Raw genomic sequence first — 17,313 nt, 5'->3', positions numbered from 1 at the left:
TTTTTATTGTGATACGAATTACTTCGCAGCAGCTTGAGCAGCAGCAACTTCTTCAGCGAAGCTCATTTCTGCTTTTTTCTCGATACCTTCACCAACTTCGAAACGTACGAAGTTAGCAACAGTTGTACCAGTTGCCTTTAATACGTCAGCAACTTTTTTGTCGTTGTCGATAACGTACATTTGACGGTCAAGAGCAACTTCGTTTAAGTATTTCTCAACAGAACCAGTTACCATTTTCTCAACGATGTTCGCTGGCTTACCAGATTCTAACGCTTTCGCTTCAGCAATTTCTTTCTCTTTAGCGATAAGGTCAGCTGGAACAGCTTCAGCACTTACTGCTACTGGGTTGAATGCAGCAACGTGCATTGCAATACCTTTACCAGTCTCAGCATCACCTGTGTAAGAAACTACAACACCGATTTTTAAACCGTGTTTGTAGATCGCCAAGTTTTCGCCTTCAACGATTTTCGCGCGACGAACTTGGATGTTTTCACCGATTTTTTGAACAAGCGCAATACGAGCTTCTTCAACTGATTGGCCATCAGCCAATTTTAATTCAGCGATTTTAGCAGCATCAGTTTCGCCAACAGCTAAAGCAGCAGCAGCAACTGCGTGTGCAAAGTTAGAGAAGTTTTCGTCTTTAGCAACGAAGTCAGTTTGACAGTTTACTTCAACTAAGATCGCTTTATTACCGTCTTGAACGATAGTGATTGCACCGTCAGCAGCAATGTTGCCAGCTTTTTTAGCAGCTTTAGCTTGACCAGATTTACGAAGGTTATCAATAGCAAGTTCGATGTCACCGTTCGCTTCTGTTAATGCTTTTTTGCATTCCATCATTGCAAGACCAGTACGGTCACGTAATTCTTTTACCATGCTTGCAGTAATTGCAGTCATGTTGATCTCCTAAAATCGGTAGAAAATAAATCTGTTCAACAAAAACGGCCCAAAGAAACTCTGGGCCGTTTGCACTCTCGACGCTTAATTTGCCACCATTACATGTCGCAAAAATGACAAGCCTGCGTCAAAAAACGCATTAAGCCTCAGAAGCGTCTTTCGCAGCGTCATCGCCTTTTGCTTGAGCGTTCGCTTGAGATTGAGCGTATTCTTTACCAGCAAGAATTGCGTCAGCCATAGCTGAAGCATATAAAGTTACTGCACGGATCGCATCATCGTTACCAGGAATAACGTAATCAACGTTGTCTGGGTTAGAGTTTGTATCAACGATACCGATAACTGGAATACCTAAGTTCTTAGCTTCTTTAATTGCAATCGCTTCGTGATCAACGTCGATTACAAATAATGCGTCAGGTAAACCACCCATGTTTTTAACGCCGCCTAAAGAGCGCTCAAGTTTTTCCATCTCACGAGTACGTTCTAAAGCTTCACGTTTAGTAAGCTTAGCAAAAGTACCGTCTTGAGATTGAGTTTGAAGATCTTTTAAACGGTTGATAGATTGGCGAAGTGTTTTCCAGTTCGTCAACATACCACCTAACCAACGGTGGTCTACATATGGTTGACCAGCGCGTTGAGCTTGTTCACGGATGATGTTAGAAGCAGCACGTTTTGTACCAACGAACAAAACTTTGTTCTTTTTGCTTGCTAATTGGTTAGCGAAGTTCAAAGCATCATTTAACGCAGGAACAGTGTGCTCAAGGTTGATGATGTGAATTTTGTTGCGCGCGCCAAAAATGTATTGACGCATTTTTGGGTTCCAGAAACGAGTTTGGTGACCAAAGTGCGCACCTGCTTGAAGAAGGTCGCGCATGCTTACGTTGTAATCTGCCATTTTCTTTACCTTAAAAGTTGGGTTAGGCCTCCATATATCCGCATTCTCCACCTTTTTACGGGCACCCAGAGTAATGTGACGATATATGTGCGGATTTTTTACTCCATCTATCAATATTCTTCGTAAAAGATATTCACGAAAAGCATTTGATAAAATGGGCGGCTATTTATACCATATACACTTATAAATTACCAAAAGTTTTTAGAGATCATGAACAGTACTTATACAGCTCCACGTCGATTAATCAAAACTCCAGATGAAATTGAAAAAATGCGCATTGCAGGACGACTGGCGGCTGAAGTTCTAGAGATGATCAAGCCGTATATTAAGGCCGGTGTAAGCACACTCGAGCTTGATACGATTTGTCGTAATCATATTGAAAATGTACAGCATGCTATTCCGGCCTGCGTAGGTTACGGTGGTGCTCCAGGACGCCCTGCTTTTCAACACTCTATCTGTACTTCGGTTAACCATGTCGTATGTCATGGTATTCCATCTGAAAATAAAATCTTAAAAAACGGCGACATCCTTAATATTGATGTAACCGTCATTAAAGACGGCTATCATGGCGACACGAACATGATGTACATCGTGGGTGGTGAGACTTCTATTTTGGCAAACCGTTTATGTAAAGTTGCTCAAGAAGCGATGTATCGTGGAATGGCAACAGTTAGAGATGGTTCATATTTAGGTGACATTGGTCACGCAATCCAAAAATATGTTGAGTCAGAACGTTTTAGCGTAGTACGTGAATATTGCGGTCACGGTATTGGTACTGTGTTCCATGACGAACCTCAAGTATTGCACTATGGACAACCTGGTACAGGCATGCGCTTAGAAGCTGGGATGACTTTTACGATTGAACCAATGGTCAATGCTGGTGTATGGCAAACTAAATTGCTTGGTGACAAATGGACTGTTGTAACCAAAGACCATAAACTCTCAGCTCAATATGAACATACTATTTTGGTCACTCAAACAGGTATTGAAGTGTTAACAGCTCGTCCTGAAGAAGACCTTTCGCGCTTTAATTAATAATTTAATCAAATTTAATAAAAGGCTACTTTATGTAGTCTTTTATTTTGTACTTTTTATTAATAAATCTTTCTAAATATAAACAAATATTTCAAAAACATTACAATTATTAATTTTTATTACACAATCATTTTAATAAAACGCGTTATGGTGGGCTCAATAAAAATCAGTAAACAAATGTCTGGACATGGAGTCCTTTATGATGAAAAAGTCATTATTTTGTATGACAGCTGCCTTTTTTGCTCTGCCTACAGTCACTTTCGCTGCTTCACCGTATTTTAGTTTAAAAGATGGTGATGGTTTCAAACGTTTTTCGGTCTCGGCTGGTTGGCTCCATGCTATGCCTCAAGGCTCAGGAAATCCTGTTAATATCAATACTAGCGTTGCAGAAGGTACAACATCTAAAGTTGGAGATGTATCTACAAAAGCCGTTTTAGATGCAATCGATCAAAGTAAAACTTCAGGAAAATTCTGGTATAGCACTATTAGCCTTCTTGATAAGCTTACAGACACTCTTCCCTCATCACTTGCAGGTACAGCAGAAGTTAATGGTCTTTCTCAATGGCAACAACAGGGTTCTGGCTTAGAAGCTTCTGATGTTGATACTGTTGGCCTTATGTTTAACTACAACTTTACGGACAATTTATCTTTAGAAATTAAAGGTGGTATTCCTCCTAAAGTAGATATTAATGGAAAAGGTAATATTTACGCTCCCCTTTCTGGAAAAGCGACTCCACTAAAAGATGGATCTTCAATTGGAGAAATCATAGGAGGTGGAATTTCCGGGGCGGGTGGAGATATTCCTTTAAAACAAGATCTTCATATTACTGATCTTTCTCAAGGGGGTAAGGCTGCGACTGCACGTGCATGGTTACCAGCAGTTGAACTACACTATCAATTTGGTAAATCTGGGGTAAATAAATTCCGCCCATATGTAGGTGCTGGGGTCATGTATGCCTATTTTAATGATTTAAAAATGAATTCTGGTATTGAAGCCGATTTAATTCAAGCGGGACACATGATCCAGAATATCCATGATAATAAGGCAGGTGCAGCATTAGATCGCAAAACATCTTCAGCAAATCCTATTGTGAAACTAGAAGCAACCGATACTTTTGCACCTATTATTACTGTCGGTGCAACTTATGACTTTAACCCAAACTGGTTTGCTGTCGGTTCCGTTTCTTATTCAAAAATGAATAGTGAAGCAAAAATTTATGTTACTGACCAAAATACAGGTAAAGAGCTTATTAAAGCGAATACCAAAATTGATATTGATCCACTCATTACCTATGTAGGTGTAGGTTACCGCTTCTAATTTTTAAAAGAACCTAAGCTATAAAAGCTTTACTGAAGCTTTTATAGCTTTTTTATTAGGCAGATTAAGCCTGCTTCTTTTTAAACCAATATGCTAAAAAAATGAGCACTTTTTATGGAAGCTCTAGCAATATTTAGCTTCTATCATTCTTATTAGCATTTTTCGTTTCATGCTTATTTTATGATTCATTTTCTTAACCTCTAACTAATTTAATAAAATTAAAAACTAAGGTTTTCCTTTTAGTAAAAATTATTTTTTGGCACGTCCTTTGCTTTATTTACAGCATGATGAATCAATGGCGATTCAATGGATAAACCAAGACGGCCAATGACGTCCGCTCTGATCGGTATGCAGATAGACAATTCATTTTGTCATGCAAATTAAAATTTCGTTCAGTTCAGGGGGACGGCGTATGTCTTCAAATATCAATCTAGATGCCAAAAAAGCAACTGAGATTAAATTATTTAGTTTCTCAACTCCAGCCATGCGTGCCTTTCACATGTCTTGGCTCGCGTTCTTTGTCTGCTTCTTCGCATGGTTTGCCTGCGCTCCATTAATGCCTGTTATTAAAGGTGAATTTGGCTTAACAAAAGATCAAATTGCCAATATTAATATTGCCGCCGTTGCGATTACGATCTTAGTACGACTCGCTGTTGGACCACTTTGTGATAAATATGGTCCACGAATTACCTATACAGCCCTACTCTTACTCGGCAGTATTCCGGTATTTGGTGTCGCTGCTGCTAACAGTTATGAATCTTTTCTATTCTTCCGCTTGCTGATTGGTGCAATTGGCGCGAGCTTTGTCATTACGCAATATCATACAAGTATTATGTTTGCACCTAACGTTGTAGGCACAGCAAATGCAGCAGCGGCTGGTTGGGGCAATGCTGGTGGCGGTGCAACTCAAGCGTTAATGCCTTTATTACTCGGTGCAATTGTCATGTTTGGTGTTGAACAGACTATGGGCTGGCGCATTGCACTCATCGTACCTGGTGTAATGATGGTGATTGTTGGAGCCCTTTACTGGAAACTTACCCAAGATTGTCCTCAAGGAAATTTTAAAGAAGCTCGCGCACAAGGCATTGAAGTTGGCAGTGGTAAAAAAGGCGGTATGGCAATTTTAATGCAGGCTGCTCGTAACTACCGTGTCTGGATTTTATTTGTAGCTTATGGCGCATGCTTTGGTATCGAAATTTTCATCCATAATGTAGCAGCCATGTACTATGTTGATCAGTTTAAAATGGATTTAAAAACTGCTGGTTTAACTGCCGGAATATTTGGTCTTCTCGCATTATTTGCTCGTGCACTTGGCGGCATTATTTCCGATAAAGTCGCACTTACAAAAGGTCTAGATGGACGTACTAAAGTACTTGTACTCATGATTTTGGGCGAAGGTTTATTCTTAATTCTTTTCTCTCAAATGAACGGCGTCACTCTCGCTATTCTTTCAATGACGATTTTTGCACTATTTACCCACATGGCCTGCGGAGCAACATATGCTCTGGTACCATTTATTGACCGCAATGCATTAGGCGGTGTTGCTGGAATTATTGGTGCAGGTGGTAATGCAGGTGCAGTTGCAGCAGGTTTCTTGTTAAAAGGTGTACTTGATGTTCAAACTTGTCTATTTATTTTAGGTGGACTGGTTATGGTTGCAGGTTGTAGCGTAATTTTGATTCGCTTCACAACCGAACACAAAGAAAAGGAAAAAGTACTTTTTGAACAGGCTTTACTTGAACGTAATTCTGCAGCTTAACTTTTATAACAAGCAGGAATCAAAATGATTTCTGCTTGTTTATTTTTTTATAACGCCACACACCTTTTCTGAACTTTTTAATTCTTCTTAAATATTTTTATAGATATATCGATATTATTCGATATATCTTCTACAATGATTCATCACATTCTTATAACTTTCTATTCACAATGACCAAAACAAGCAATCAGTTTTCTCAATCACTTATTTATATGCTCATTGGTAGTGCCATTATTTTGGCTCTTTCATTAGGGGTACGTCATGGTTTTGGACTTTATTTAGTCCCAATGAGTCATGAATTTGGTTGGGGACAGCATGTTTTTAGTCTCGCAATTGCGATGCAAAACTTAATCTGGGGAGCCGTGCAGCCTTTTACCGGTGCAATCGCAGATAAATATGGCAGTAAAGTTGTGGTTGCTGTTGGGGGGTTACTTTATGCCCTTGGTTTACTGTTAATGGCTTTTAGCTCAAGTGTACTCATTTTGAATTTAAGCTTAGGATTGATTATTGGTTTAGCTTTATCAGCAACTTCTTTCACAGTTTTACTTAGTGCAGTAGGCAGAGCTGCTCCACCAGAAAAAAGAAGTATGGCAATGGGTATTGCCAGTGCAGCTGGTTCTTTTGGCCAATTTATTATGCTGCCTTCCACCCTTCTCTTACTCAAGAATGTTGGATGGTCAGCAGCCCTAATGGTTAGTGCGCTGTTAATTGCTCTTATTATTCCCCTTGCATGGATGTTAAAAGGACCAAGCAATCAAACACCAAAAGCAATTGCACAACCTCAGCTTACATTTAAACAAGTACTGAATATAGCCAGAAAACATAAACCCTTTTGGTGGTTAGCTTTAGGTTTCTTAGTATGTGGATTCCAAGTTGTTTTCTTAGGTGTACATTTACCCGGCTATTTAATTGACCACGGCTTTGATGCAGCTACAGGAACTGTGTTTCTGGCCCTAGTTGGACTATTTAATATTGTGGGGACTTATGGTGCTGGCTGGTTAGGAGATCGCTTCTCAAAACCTAAATTATTAATGGCGCTTTACGGAAGCCGTGGCATTGCGATCATTGCCTTTTTGTTATTACCGTTAAGCACTTATACGGTATATGCTTTTGGTGTCATTATGGGCCTTTTATGGCTCTCCACTGTTCCGCTCACCAACGGTATTGTGGCAAATATGTTTGGCGTTAAATATCTTTCAATGCTGAGCGGCATTGTGTTTTTCACTCATCAAGTCGGTTCTTTCTTTGGCGGTTGGCTTGGCGGTGTTAACCATGATTTAACAGGTAATTACAATGCGATTTGGCTATGTTCAATAGCTTTGAGTATATTAGGGGTAATTGTACATTTCTTTGTAAATGAGGAGGCTGTTATTCATGACGCATAATGCCTTACTTTTGAAAACAATTATGACTTTCTTTATTGTAGCTCTTCTGGTTCTCTCTATCGTTTTATGGAAACAGACACCTGATTTATTTGAATATTTTAATCAAGCATTTTGTGCACACTAGAGAGATAAGACGCTAAAATCGCTCTGTACGTTGTCATAAAAATATAAAAATCTTATGGTCTAATGAAAATAAAAAAGCCCGCAAGTTTGCGGGCTTTTTTATGAAAAACTTATTTAAAATCAAAACAAGCGATTCATACCGTTAAGTGCAGCTACACGGTAAGCTTCAGCCATGGTTGGATAGTTAAACGTTGTTTCAACAAAATATTTCAAGGTATTGTTTGGGCTGTGCATAACTGCTTGCCCAATGTGGATAATTTCGGCAGCGTTATTACCAAAACAGTGAATACCTAAAATTTCTAAAGTGTCGCGGTGGAAAAGAATCTTCAATTCACCCACTGTATCACCCGTAATTTGTGCACGAGCCAAATGACGGAAAGAAGCTTGACCTACTTCATACGGAATTTTCTCTTCCGTTAATTCCTGTTCATTTTTACCAATTGATGAGATTTCCGGAATGGTATAAATACCCGTTGGGATATCACGTACTGGCTTCGCATCTTCACCACTCATGTTTGCGCCAGCACAGCGCCCTTGGTCATAAGCAGCAGAAGCAAGGGATGGCCAACCAATCACGTCACCAGCAGCATAGATGTTTTCAACTTCAGTTTGGTATTGATCATTTACTGAAAGTTGACCACGGTTATTTGGTACTAACCCAACGTTCTCAAGACCTAAGCCTTCTGTATTACCTGAACGGCCATTACACCAAAGGATCGCATCGGCTTTGATTTTTTTACCACTTTGTAAGTGTAATACAACGTGGTCATCAAATGTTTCAAGATGATCCATTTGTTCGTTGTGACGAATTAACACACCTTGTTCACGTAAGTGATAAGACAAAGCATCAGCAATTTCATCATCTAAATAGCTTAAGAGTTTTTGCTGAGTATTAATCAAGTCAACTTTATGATCTAAACCAATAAAGATCGAAGCATATTCACAACCAATAACGCCTGCGCCGTAAATAATGATTTTTTGAATTGAGTAATCAAGATCAAGAATTTTGTCTGAATCAAATACACGTGGATGGTCAAAGTCGAGACCTTGTGGATGATAAGGACGACTACCTGTCGCAATCACGATTTGCTTACAGATGATTGTTTCTTTAATGCCTTCATGGCTAAAAACTAAAACTGTATTTTTATCTTGAATATATGCACGGCCATGAAATACGCCGATTTTGTTGCGGTCATAAAAGCGTGTATGCGTATCAACCTGTTGTTGAATCACTTTGTGTGCGTTGCGCAAAACCTGTTTCATGGTGAACTGTTTCCATTCACCTACTTTTTGAAACATTGGATCACGTTGATAGCGAATAATACTAGAAACTGTTTGACGCAATGCTTTACTTGGAATCGTTCCTACGTGGGCACAGTTACCACCGAGTTGATCACGTACATCTACAATTGCAACACGCTTACCCGCTTTTGCAAGCTTCATTGCCGCGCCTTCACCTGCAGGTCCAGAACCGAGAACTACCGCATCGTACTTAACGAAATTCCCACTAACGACCTCTTTTTTACGTGGCATTGAAAGCTCCTTCCTCTCTTGAATGACCATATTTTATAATAGATTATGACTAATATGCGGTGAATTTATGTATTTCTCAACCCTATATTTCTGAATAACCACATTTATTATATGAATAGTTATTTTCCGCTATTAACCAAAGAACTCCGCTATAATACAATGTCAATGTCTCTATAAACGAGTGGAAAAGTTAAATATGTCAGAACACCGTAAACCTGAACAGGGTGTAAAACTTCGTGGCGCAGAAAAAGTCGCAAGAATTCCTGTAAAAGTTGTACCTACGGTTGAAGTGCCGCGTAAACCTGACTGGATTCGTGTCAAGATGACGGCACCAGAAGAAGTTCAGCGTATTAAAACCACTTTACGTGCTCAAAAACTCCATACCGTTTGTGAAGAAGCAGCTTGCCCTAACCTACCAGAATGTTTTGGTGGTGGTACAGCAACATTTATGATTATGGGTGATATTTGTACACGTCGTTGCCCGTTCTGTGATGTAGCACATGGTCGTCCAAATGCGTTAGACCCTGACGAACCTCGTCACATGGCCGAAACCATTTCTAACCTAAAACTCAAGTATGCAGTAATTACTTCAGTTGACCGTGATGACTTACTTGACGGCGGTGCACAACACTTTGTGGACTGTATTAAAGAAGCTCGCGCACTTAGCCCGACGACATTGCTTGAGATTTTAGTACCAGACTTCCGTGGACGTATGGATATTGCTTTACGCATTATGACTGAATGTCCGCCAGACGTATTTAACCACAACATTGAGACTGTGCCTCGCTTATATAAAGCAATGCGTCCAGGTTCAGACTATCAACATTCTTTAACTTTATTAAAAATGTTTAAAGAATACTGCCCAGATATCCCAACAAAATGTGGTTTGATGGTCGGTATTGGTGAAACTGAAGAAGAAGTTATCGCATTGCTTGATGACTTACGTGCTCACGATGTTGACTATGTGACTATTGGTCAATATTTACAGCCTTCTAAACAACATGCACCAATCGACCGTTTTGTAACGCCAGAAGAGTTTGAACGTTATGCAGAGCATGGCCGTAAACTTGGCTTTAGAAATATCTGGTCTGCGCCAATGGTTCGTTCAAGTTACTTTGCTGATCGTCAATATCATGGTGAGCCAGTTCCAGAAGTTCGTCGTAAAGTAGATCCTGCTAAAAAAATCGCGGTTCAGGTCGTCGAAGCTTAATAAATTGAATATCTCTAAAAAGCCCTCTAATACTGAGGGCTTTTTATTTGTATAAGAAAATCAATAACATTTCTTGACAAATCGATAAAACAAGCCATTACACATTCATTGAAAAATATCTTATATCTAAAAGCACGATATATCCCTGCTCTAGCATATACATCAATTGCGACATAAAAAATTAAATTTAAACAGCATTAAAAAATTAGCTAGTTAAGCCTTAAATCTCTCCTCGCTTTTTTGTAACTTCCAACTTGAGGGCTTATCTAGCAAGGAGCAAGTATGATTTTCCTACTCTTTGTTTTAAGTATTGTGATTCAGCTCGCTGCAATATGGGCAATTTTCTTTTTTAACCTAAACAGAGTCATTGGTAGCATTCTGATGATTGCGGTAGCCATACTTACCGCAATCATTTTAACGCCATGGTCACTGCTTTTAGGGATTCCTCTTATTGCTCTTAGCATTATTATTTTGTTTAAGCCTTTACGGTTTAGCTTAATTACAAAACCTGCTTATAAAACTCTGGCAAACTCAATGCCAAGCATCAGTACAACCGAACAAGAAGCATTGGAAGCAGGAACAAGCTGGTGGGAAAAAGAATTATTTATGGGTGTACCAGATTGGTCGCAATTTGAAAAATATCCTTATCCTACACTTTCATCAGAAGAACAAAGTTTTATTGATAATGAAGTTGAAGTGCTATGCAGCATGCTCAATGAATGGGAAATTCACCATCACTTAAAAGACCTTCCACCTGAAGTTTGGCAGTTCATTAAAGATAAAGGTTTCTTAGGCCTGATTATCCCCAAGTCCTTTGGTGGTAAAGAATTTAGCTCATTTGCTCAAAGCCGTATTATGAGCAAAATTGCGTCACGCTCATTAACTGCAGCAGTAAGTTGTATGGTTCCGAACTCTTTAGGACCTGGTGAGTTACTCATGCACTACGGTACTGATGCGCAAAAGCAGCAATATTTACCGGGCCTTGCTAAAGGTGAAGAAATTCCATGTTTTGGTTTAACCAGTCCTGAAGCAGGTTCAGATGCAGGTGCAATTCCAGATTCAGGTGTAGTCTGCTATGGCGAATATGAAGGAGCTCAAGTTCTTGGACTCCGCATGAATTTCTCTAAACGCTGGATTACGCTTGCTCCAATTGCCACAGTAGTTGGCCTAGCATTTAAGCTTTATGACCCTGAAGGTCTGCTCGGCGATAAAAATAAAACCGAATACGGTATTACCTGTGCCCTCATTCCTGCAAGCCATTCAGGTGTAAAAATAGGAGCACGCCATTATCCCGGCTCTCCATTTATGAATGGAACAGTTGAAGGTGAAGATGTTTTCATTCCTATCGACTGGATTATTGGCGGGCAAGAAAATGCTGGTAAAGGCTGGCGTATGCTCATGGAGTGTTTAGGTGTTGGGCGTGGTATTTCACTTCCAGCATTAGCTACAGCCGCAGGCGAAATGAGCTATTTAACTGTAGGGGCTTTTGCGAGAATTCGTCAACAGTTCAATATTTCTGTTGGTAAATTTGAAGGTGTGCAAGAAGCAAGTAGTGAAATTGCCAGTGATGCCTATATGCTTGAAGCATTTCGTTATTTAGTCACATGTGGCCTAAATCAAGGCGGAACTCCTGCCGTGATGACCGCCATGGCAAAATACTATGCAACTGAAACCATGCGCAAAGTGATTAATCACGGCATGGATATTGCCGGTGGACGTGGTATTCAGCTTGGACCTCGTAACTTCCTTGCCCTTACCTATCAAGCCATCCCGATTGCAATTACCGTCGAAGGTGCAAACATTTTAACCCGCTCACTCATGATTTTTGGTCAGGGTTCAATGCGCTGTCACCCTTATCTTTTTGAAGAGCTACAATTACTTCAGTCTGAAGACAAAGCCAATGCAGTTCAAAAATTCGATGATCTGTTATTTAAACACTTAGCCTATACCTTTAACCGCGGTGCAAAATCATTTGCTTATGGTTGGGCGGATGGTTCGAGTGATGCGCCTCAGTCAGCAGATCAGTTCACAGCAAGTTACTATAAAACCATTAACCGTTTTAGTGCCAACTTCGCACTTGTTTCGGATATGTCACTTGGTTTACTTGCAGGAGACTTAAAACGCAAAGAAATGTTATCAGGACGCTTAGCAGATATTCACGCGCACCTCTTTATTTCTACTGCGATTTTAAAATTTTATGAAGCTGGCCAAAAAACTGAAGCTGAACAACTACATGCAAAACTAGCACTACAAAAAGCGTTCTTAAATATTCAGGAAGCATTTTGGGGGCTATTTGACAACTTCCCAGCCAAGCTTCCAGCAGCATTTGTAAAATGGATATGTTTCCCGCTAGGTCGTGTAATTGCAAAACCTGATGATGAGTTAAAACAGCAAGTTGCTGAACTCATGATGGAAGAACATCCGTTTAGAGAGCAGCTTAAACGCCATGTGTACTATTCAACTGAACCTAATGATGTCACTGGCCGTCTAGAGCACACGTTCCAGATTTTAAGAACTATTGAACCACTTTGGGATAAGTTTAAGAAAGCTGAATCCAAAGGCAAGTTTACAGGTCTTACTTTTGAAGAGAATATTGCACAAGCGATAAAAGAAGGCTTTATTTCTGAAAGCGAAGCTCAACAATTATTGCAGTACAACGCAATTCGATTTGACAGCATGCTTACCGATGTTTTTGATGAAAAACTTGATAAGGACCTGCCTTTGTCAAACCCTCATCAAATAGTGTGACTGGTGCCTCCACCAATTCACTATTGCAATCATTTTTGATTCGCATTAATTAATAAACAGCCATAAAAGCGTCACTCGACGCTTTTATTTTTAGGAGAAATTAATGTCTAAGCAAGATTACGAAAATGGATTAAAAGTACGCACAGAAGTGATGGGAGAAGCTTTTGTAAAACGTGCCCAAGAAAATACCGTACCCTTTACTCAGCCTTTACAAGACTGGATTAACGAACATGCATGGGGATCGACTTGGCAACGTGAAGGTGTACTTCCACGTAAATATCGCTCATTAATTACTTTGGCTATGCTAACCGCACTTAAATCGCCAACTGAACTTAAAGGCCATATTCGTGGTGCACTCAACAATGGTTGTACAGTCGAAGAGATTCAAGAAACTTTATTACACAGTCTGCCATATTGCGGCGCTCCCGCTACTCAAGAAGCTTTTCGTGCTGCTTTAGAAGTGATTCAAGAATATCAACAATAATAAATTCAATCTGAGCCAGAACTCTACTGGCTCACTTTGACCTAATTTAATGTAGTTGAATAAATATTTAAATTACGATCACCAATTATAATAGCCTGACGACAAATTCCTTCTGCTTTACGCTGGTTCTCAAAAACTGCAGCTGACATTGGTTCGAAACTATCAAAAAAGCAAATTTCTTTTGGATCTATAGAATAAACAAGAGACTGATTACCGACCCCATCCAAAGTGTCATAGTACACGATTACCATTTGCCCATTTTGAATTGCGACTTGAATATCTTGATAGCTCAGTGCTGGTCCCGTTGGTATTTTTAATACCTTTGCTTCTTTATAACTCATGCGTTCACTAGGGCTAATGTTAGGGTCTTTATCTGAGTGAAATGAAACATCAAAACCAAACTTTTTTAAAGCAACAGCTAAAGCAATGGTATAGGTACCATCTTGCTCATATCGGCAAACTTTAATCAATTCAGCAATATCAACTTGAACCCCATAATGCTTTAGCACCATCCAAACTGCAAAAACACCACTATTTGCCTCGAGGTTTGCCAAAGATTCGGGAATATTTAAGGCCATAATTTAAATCTAAAGTCGTAATTAAGCAGATAATAAACAAAACTGGATTGGCACTAAAAGCTTTTCCAAGTACAATGTTTCGCTAGTCGAGGGATGCTGCGACAAATGATCGGCACTAAAGATCATTTTGCCAGGCTCGACGATCGGTTAAACAATCGTTTTAACCAACAACGGCATCCGCGAACAGAATGATCAATACTATTTTTTCCTAGGAGATCCTGATGAACGCGGTTAATGCTTCATTTACAGATTACAAAGTTGCTGACATCTCACTTGCTGACTACGGTCGTAAAGAAATCAAACTTGCTGAAGCAGAAATGCCAGCTTTGATTGGCTTACGTAAACGCTATGCAGCGTCTAAACCACTTGCTGGTGCAAAAATTCTTGGTTGTATTCACATGACCATTCAAACAGCGGTTCTAATTGAAACGCTTGTTGAATTAGGTGCTGAAGTTCGTTGGACATCTTGTAACATTTTCTCAACTCAAGACCACGCTGCTGCTGCAATTGCTGCTCGCGGTATTCCAGTTTTTGCTTGGAAAGGTGAAACTGAAGAAGAATATGTATGGTGCTTAGAGCAACAAATCAATGTAAATGGTCAACCTTGGGATGCCAACATGATTTTGGACGATGGCGGTGACTTAACTGCTCTTGTTCATGAAAAATACCCTGCTCTTTTAGAACGTATTCACGGTATTACCGAAGAAACAACAACAGGTGTTCAACGTCTTATCGAAATGTGGAAAGACGGTTCTTTGAAAGTACCTGCAATTAACGTAAATGACTCAGTTACTAAGTCTAAAAACGACAACAAATATGGCTGCCGTCACTCATTAAATGACGCAATCAAACGTGCTACAGATATGTTGTTATCTGGCCGCCGTGCGCTTGTGATCGGTTACGGTGACGTAGGTAAAGGTTCTGCTCAATCTTTACGTCAAGAAGGCATGATTGTTCGTGTAACAGAAGTTGACCCAATTTGTGCAATGCAAGCATGTATGGACGGCTATGAAGTTGTATCTCCATACAAAAACGGCGTACAAACAGGTAAAAAAGAAGATATTAACCATGACCTTCTTGGCAACACTGACCTTGTTGTAACAACAACTGGTAACTACCACGTGTGTGATGCAGCAATGTTAGACAGCTTAAAAGCTGGTGCAGTTGTATGTAACATCGGTCACTTCGATACAGAAATCGACACAGCTTATTTACGTGGTTACAAGTGGGTTGAAGTTAAGCCACAAGTTCACCAAGTTTATCGTTCAGAAGACGAAAACAACTACCTTATCCTTCTTTCTGAAGGTCGCCTTGTAAACCTAGGTAATGCAACTGGTCACCCATCACGTGTAATGGATGGTTCTTTTGCTAACCAAGTTTTAGGCCAAATTCACTTATTCCAAGAGAAATTTGCTGACCTTCCTGCAAGTGAAAAAGCTGCAAAAATTCGTGTAGAAGTTCTTCCTAAGAAACTTGATGAAGAAGTTGCTGCGGCAATGGTTGCAGGTTTCGGTGGTGTACTTACTCAGTTAACTCAAGAGCAAGCAGATTACTTAGGTGTTGCTGTTGAGGGACCATTCAAGTCTGACGCATACAAATACTAAGAATTTAAGGGCAGACGGTGAACCGACTGCCCTTTTTTCTAAATAATGTTTCGCTGTTTACAAGGATTTGACATGACTAAACGTACACCTATTTCTTTTGAGTTTTTCCCGCCAAAAACTGATGCTGGTGCTGAAAAACTTCGTATTGTTCACCAAGAATTACAGCTATTAAACCCTGAGTTTTTCTCAATTACTTATGGTGCTGGTGGTTCTACTCGTGAGCGTACGCTTGCTGCCATTGATGATTTCAACGGTAAAGGCACGCCTGTTGCCCCTCACCTGTCTTGTATTGGCGATGATAAGACACGTATTGCTGAACTACTCGATTTGTACAAGGCACAAGGCATTGACCGTATAGTCGCTTTACGTGGTGACTTACCATCTGGTCAGGTTGGACTTGGCGAACTTCCTTATGCTCAAGATTTAGTACGTTTTATTCGTGAGCACTCAGGTGATCATTTTCATATTGAAGTTGCAGCTTATCCAGAAATGCATCCTCAAGCTGAAAGCCTTGATTCAGATATCCAACGTTTTATTGAAAAAGTACAAGCTGGTGCCAATGCAGGAATTACCCAATTCTTCTTTAATCCAGACTCATATTTTTATTTTATAGAGCGTTTGGAGAAAGCTGGAATTAATATTCCGGTCGCTCCTGGTATCATGCCAATTACCAATGCAAGTAACTTAATTCGCTTTGCAGATGGTACTGGTGCTGAAATTCCTCGTTGGATTCGTAAGCAATTACAAGCCTACGGCGATGACAGTGAAAGTATTAAAGCTTTTGGCCATGAAGTTGTTGTTAAGCTATGCGAGCGCCTGATTGCAGGTGGTGCACCAAGCTTACACTTCTATTCAATGAATCAAGTCGAACCAACCCGTCAACTTGTTGTTGATCTTGGTTTAAATTAATTTTGTAAGGCGTACCCAATGAATCGTTTTTTTATCGAAACTAAACTTACAGTTGGCTCAACAATTCAACTGACTGAATCGGTATTTCATCATTGGGTGCGTGTTTTACGCGCACAACTACAAGAACAAGCGACTCTATTTAATGGACAAGGTGGCGAATATCTCGCAACTCTGACCGAAATTAATAAAAAAAATGCATTTGTCACCATTGAGAATTTTAATCCTGCAAACCGTAATGCCCCTTTTAAAGCTGTTCTTGGTCAGGTCATGAGTAAAGGTGACCGAATGGATTACGCCATTCAGAAAGCCACCGAACTTGGTGTAAGCAAAATTCAGCTTTTAACCAGTGAACGTTGTGAAATGCGTTTAAAATATGACAGAGATCAAAAAAAATTAGAACACTGGCAAGCCGTTGCAATTGCAGCATGCGAACAATGTGGACTTAACTTAGTCCCAGAAGTTTTAGCGCCAGTTTCTCTTCATGAATGGTTAAGTTCTTCTGATCTTCCTGCATCTAAATTTGTTTTAGCTCCGGAAAAAGAACAAAAAGATGTATTGGCAGGGATCCAACCCGAACTTGCTCTCTTAATTGGTCCAGAGGGTGGTTTAAGTGAAAATGAAATTACGCAAGCCAATCAAGCAGGTTTCATGAACTGGTGCATTGGAGACCGTGTATTACGCACTGAAACTGCCCCAGTTGTTGCATTATCTATTTTAAATTATCGGTTTTTATCCATATAAACTAATTGAACATTGATTAAATCAACAATTAAAGTTAACTTACTTTTACTGTATGAATATTAATTTAAATTTTTTTCCACTGATAAATCAGATTCTTTCT

General features: G+C 39.7%; 14 protein-coding genes. 10 read left to right on the top strand and 4 right to left on the bottom strand.

The genetic code is table 11. The annotated features are described in order from the left end of the window. Nucleotides 1-18: 18 nt before the first annotated feature. Both tsf and rpsB read right to left on the bottom strand, forming a co-directional pair. Nucleotides 19-894: a translation elongation factor Ts gene (gene tsf / locus ACIF8R_RS00800; RefSeq protein ID WP_396478442.1), complete on the bottom strand. Its 876-nt coding sequence runs from the start codon at nucleotides 892-894 to the stop codon at nucleotides 19-21. A gap of 139 nt (nucleotides 895-1,033) precedes the next feature. Continuing rightward, complete coding sequence (gene rpsB, locus ACIF8R_RS00795) at nucleotides 1,034-1,786, bottom strand: 30S ribosomal protein S2 (RefSeq protein ID WP_001982118.1); 753 nt, start codon at nucleotides 1,784-1,786, stop codon at nucleotides 1,034-1,036. A gap of 210 nt (nucleotides 1,787-1,996) precedes the next feature. On the opposite strand from rpsB, the gene map reads away from it, so the two are divergent. The 4 genes from map (at nucleotide 1,997) to ACIF8R_RS00775 (ending at nucleotide 7,283) form a co-directional block, all read left to right on the top strand. Beyond that, on the top strand, nucleotides 1,997-2,821 hold the full coding sequence (map, locus tag ACIF8R_RS00790; RefSeq protein WP_004707758.1) for a type I methionyl aminopeptidase: 825 nt from the start codon (nucleotides 1,997-1,999) through the stop codon (nucleotides 2,819-2,821). Nucleotides 2,822-3,020: 199 nt separating this feature from the next. After that, nucleotides 3,021-4,139, top strand: coding sequence for an OmpW family protein (locus tag ACIF8R_RS00785; protein ID WP_396478440.1), 1,119 nt, complete (start codon nucleotides 3,021-3,023; stop codon nucleotides 4,137-4,139). A 412-nt stretch (nucleotides 4,140-4,551) separates the two neighbouring features. Then, complete coding sequence (locus ACIF8R_RS00780) at nucleotides 4,552-5,898, top strand: MFS transporter (RefSeq protein WP_396478438.1); 1,347 nt, start codon at nucleotides 4,552-4,554, stop codon at nucleotides 5,896-5,898. A gap of 170 nt (nucleotides 5,899-6,068) precedes the next feature. Continuing rightward, a complete protein-coding gene (locus ACIF8R_RS00775) occupies nucleotides 6,069-7,283 on the top strand; it encodes an MFS transporter (RefSeq protein ID WP_396478436.1) in 1,215 nt (404 codons plus the stop codon). Nucleotides 7,284-7,526: 243 nt separating this feature from the next. Here ACIF8R_RS00775 and sthA read toward each other — a convergent pair whose 3' ends face one another. Continuing rightward, nucleotides 7,527-8,939 (bottom strand): Si-specific NAD(P)(+) transhydrogenase, encoded by a 1,413-nt coding sequence (sthA, locus tag ACIF8R_RS00770; RefSeq protein ID WP_004700414.1) that lies wholly within the window; start codon nucleotides 8,937-8,939, stop codon nucleotides 7,527-7,529. Nucleotides 8,940-9,135: 196 nt separating this feature from the next. Between sthA and lipA the strand changes: the two genes are divergently transcribed. The 3 genes from lipA (at nucleotide 9,136) to ACIF8R_RS00755 (ending at nucleotide 13,381) form a co-directional block, all read left to right on the top strand. Next, nucleotides 9,136-10,149, top strand: coding sequence for a lipoyl synthase (gene lipA, locus ACIF8R_RS00765; protein ID WP_396478434.1), 1,014 nt, complete (start codon nucleotides 9,136-9,138; stop codon nucleotides 10,147-10,149). Nucleotides 10,150-10,431: 282 nt separating this feature from the next. Further along, nucleotides 10,432-12,897 (top strand): acyl-CoA dehydrogenase, encoded by a 2,466-nt coding sequence (locus tag ACIF8R_RS00760; RefSeq protein ID WP_396478432.1) that lies wholly within the window; start codon nucleotides 10,432-10,434, stop codon nucleotides 12,895-12,897. Between the two features lie 103 nt (nucleotides 12,898-13,000). After that, nucleotides 13,001-13,381 (top strand): carboxymuconolactone decarboxylase family protein, encoded by a 381-nt coding sequence (locus ACIF8R_RS00755; protein WP_199997344.1) that lies wholly within the window; start codon nucleotides 13,001-13,003, stop codon nucleotides 13,379-13,381. Between the two features lie 41 nt (nucleotides 13,382-13,422). Here the strand turns inward: ACIF8R_RS00755 and ACIF8R_RS00750 are convergent, their stop codons facing one another. Then, nucleotides 13,423-13,959, bottom strand: a complete 537-nt coding sequence (locus tag ACIF8R_RS00750) for a cysteine peptidase family C39 domain-containing protein (RefSeq protein ID WP_311069335.1) — start codon at nucleotides 13,957-13,959, stop codon at nucleotides 13,423-13,425. Between the two features lie 221 nt (nucleotides 13,960-14,180). Between ACIF8R_RS00750 and ahcY the strand changes: the two genes are divergently transcribed. From ahcY to ACIF8R_RS00735, 3 genes are all read left to right on the top strand, one after another. Beyond that, a complete protein-coding gene (ahcY, locus tag ACIF8R_RS00745; RefSeq protein ID WP_002052729.1) occupies nucleotides 14,181-15,563 on the top strand; it encodes an adenosylhomocysteinase in 1,383 nt (460 codons plus the stop codon). A 72-nt stretch (nucleotides 15,564-15,635) separates the two neighbouring features. Further along, nucleotides 15,636-16,472, top strand: coding sequence for a methylenetetrahydrofolate reductase [NAD(P)H] (metF, locus tag ACIF8R_RS00740; RefSeq protein ID WP_311086867.1), 837 nt, complete (start codon nucleotides 15,636-15,638; stop codon nucleotides 16,470-16,472). Nucleotides 16,473-16,490: 18 nt separating this feature from the next. Continuing rightward, nucleotides 16,491-17,213 carry a 16S rRNA (uracil(1498)-N(3))-methyltransferase gene (locus ACIF8R_RS00735; RefSeq protein WP_396478429.1) on the top strand — a complete coding sequence of 241 codons (723 nt, stop codon included), beginning with the start codon at nucleotides 16,491-16,493 and terminating at the stop codon, nucleotides 17,211-17,213. Nucleotides 17,214-17,313 lie beyond the last annotated feature (100 nt).

This window comes from Acinetobacter sp. ABJ_C4_1, from assembly GCF_044538495.1.
Taxonomy (GTDB): domain Bacteria; phylum Pseudomonadota; class Gammaproteobacteria; order Pseudomonadales; family Moraxellaceae; genus Acinetobacter; species Acinetobacter nosocomialis_A.
The sequence above is the reverse complement of the archived record's forward strand: the minus strand, read 5'-3'. Positions and strand labels throughout refer to the sequence as shown.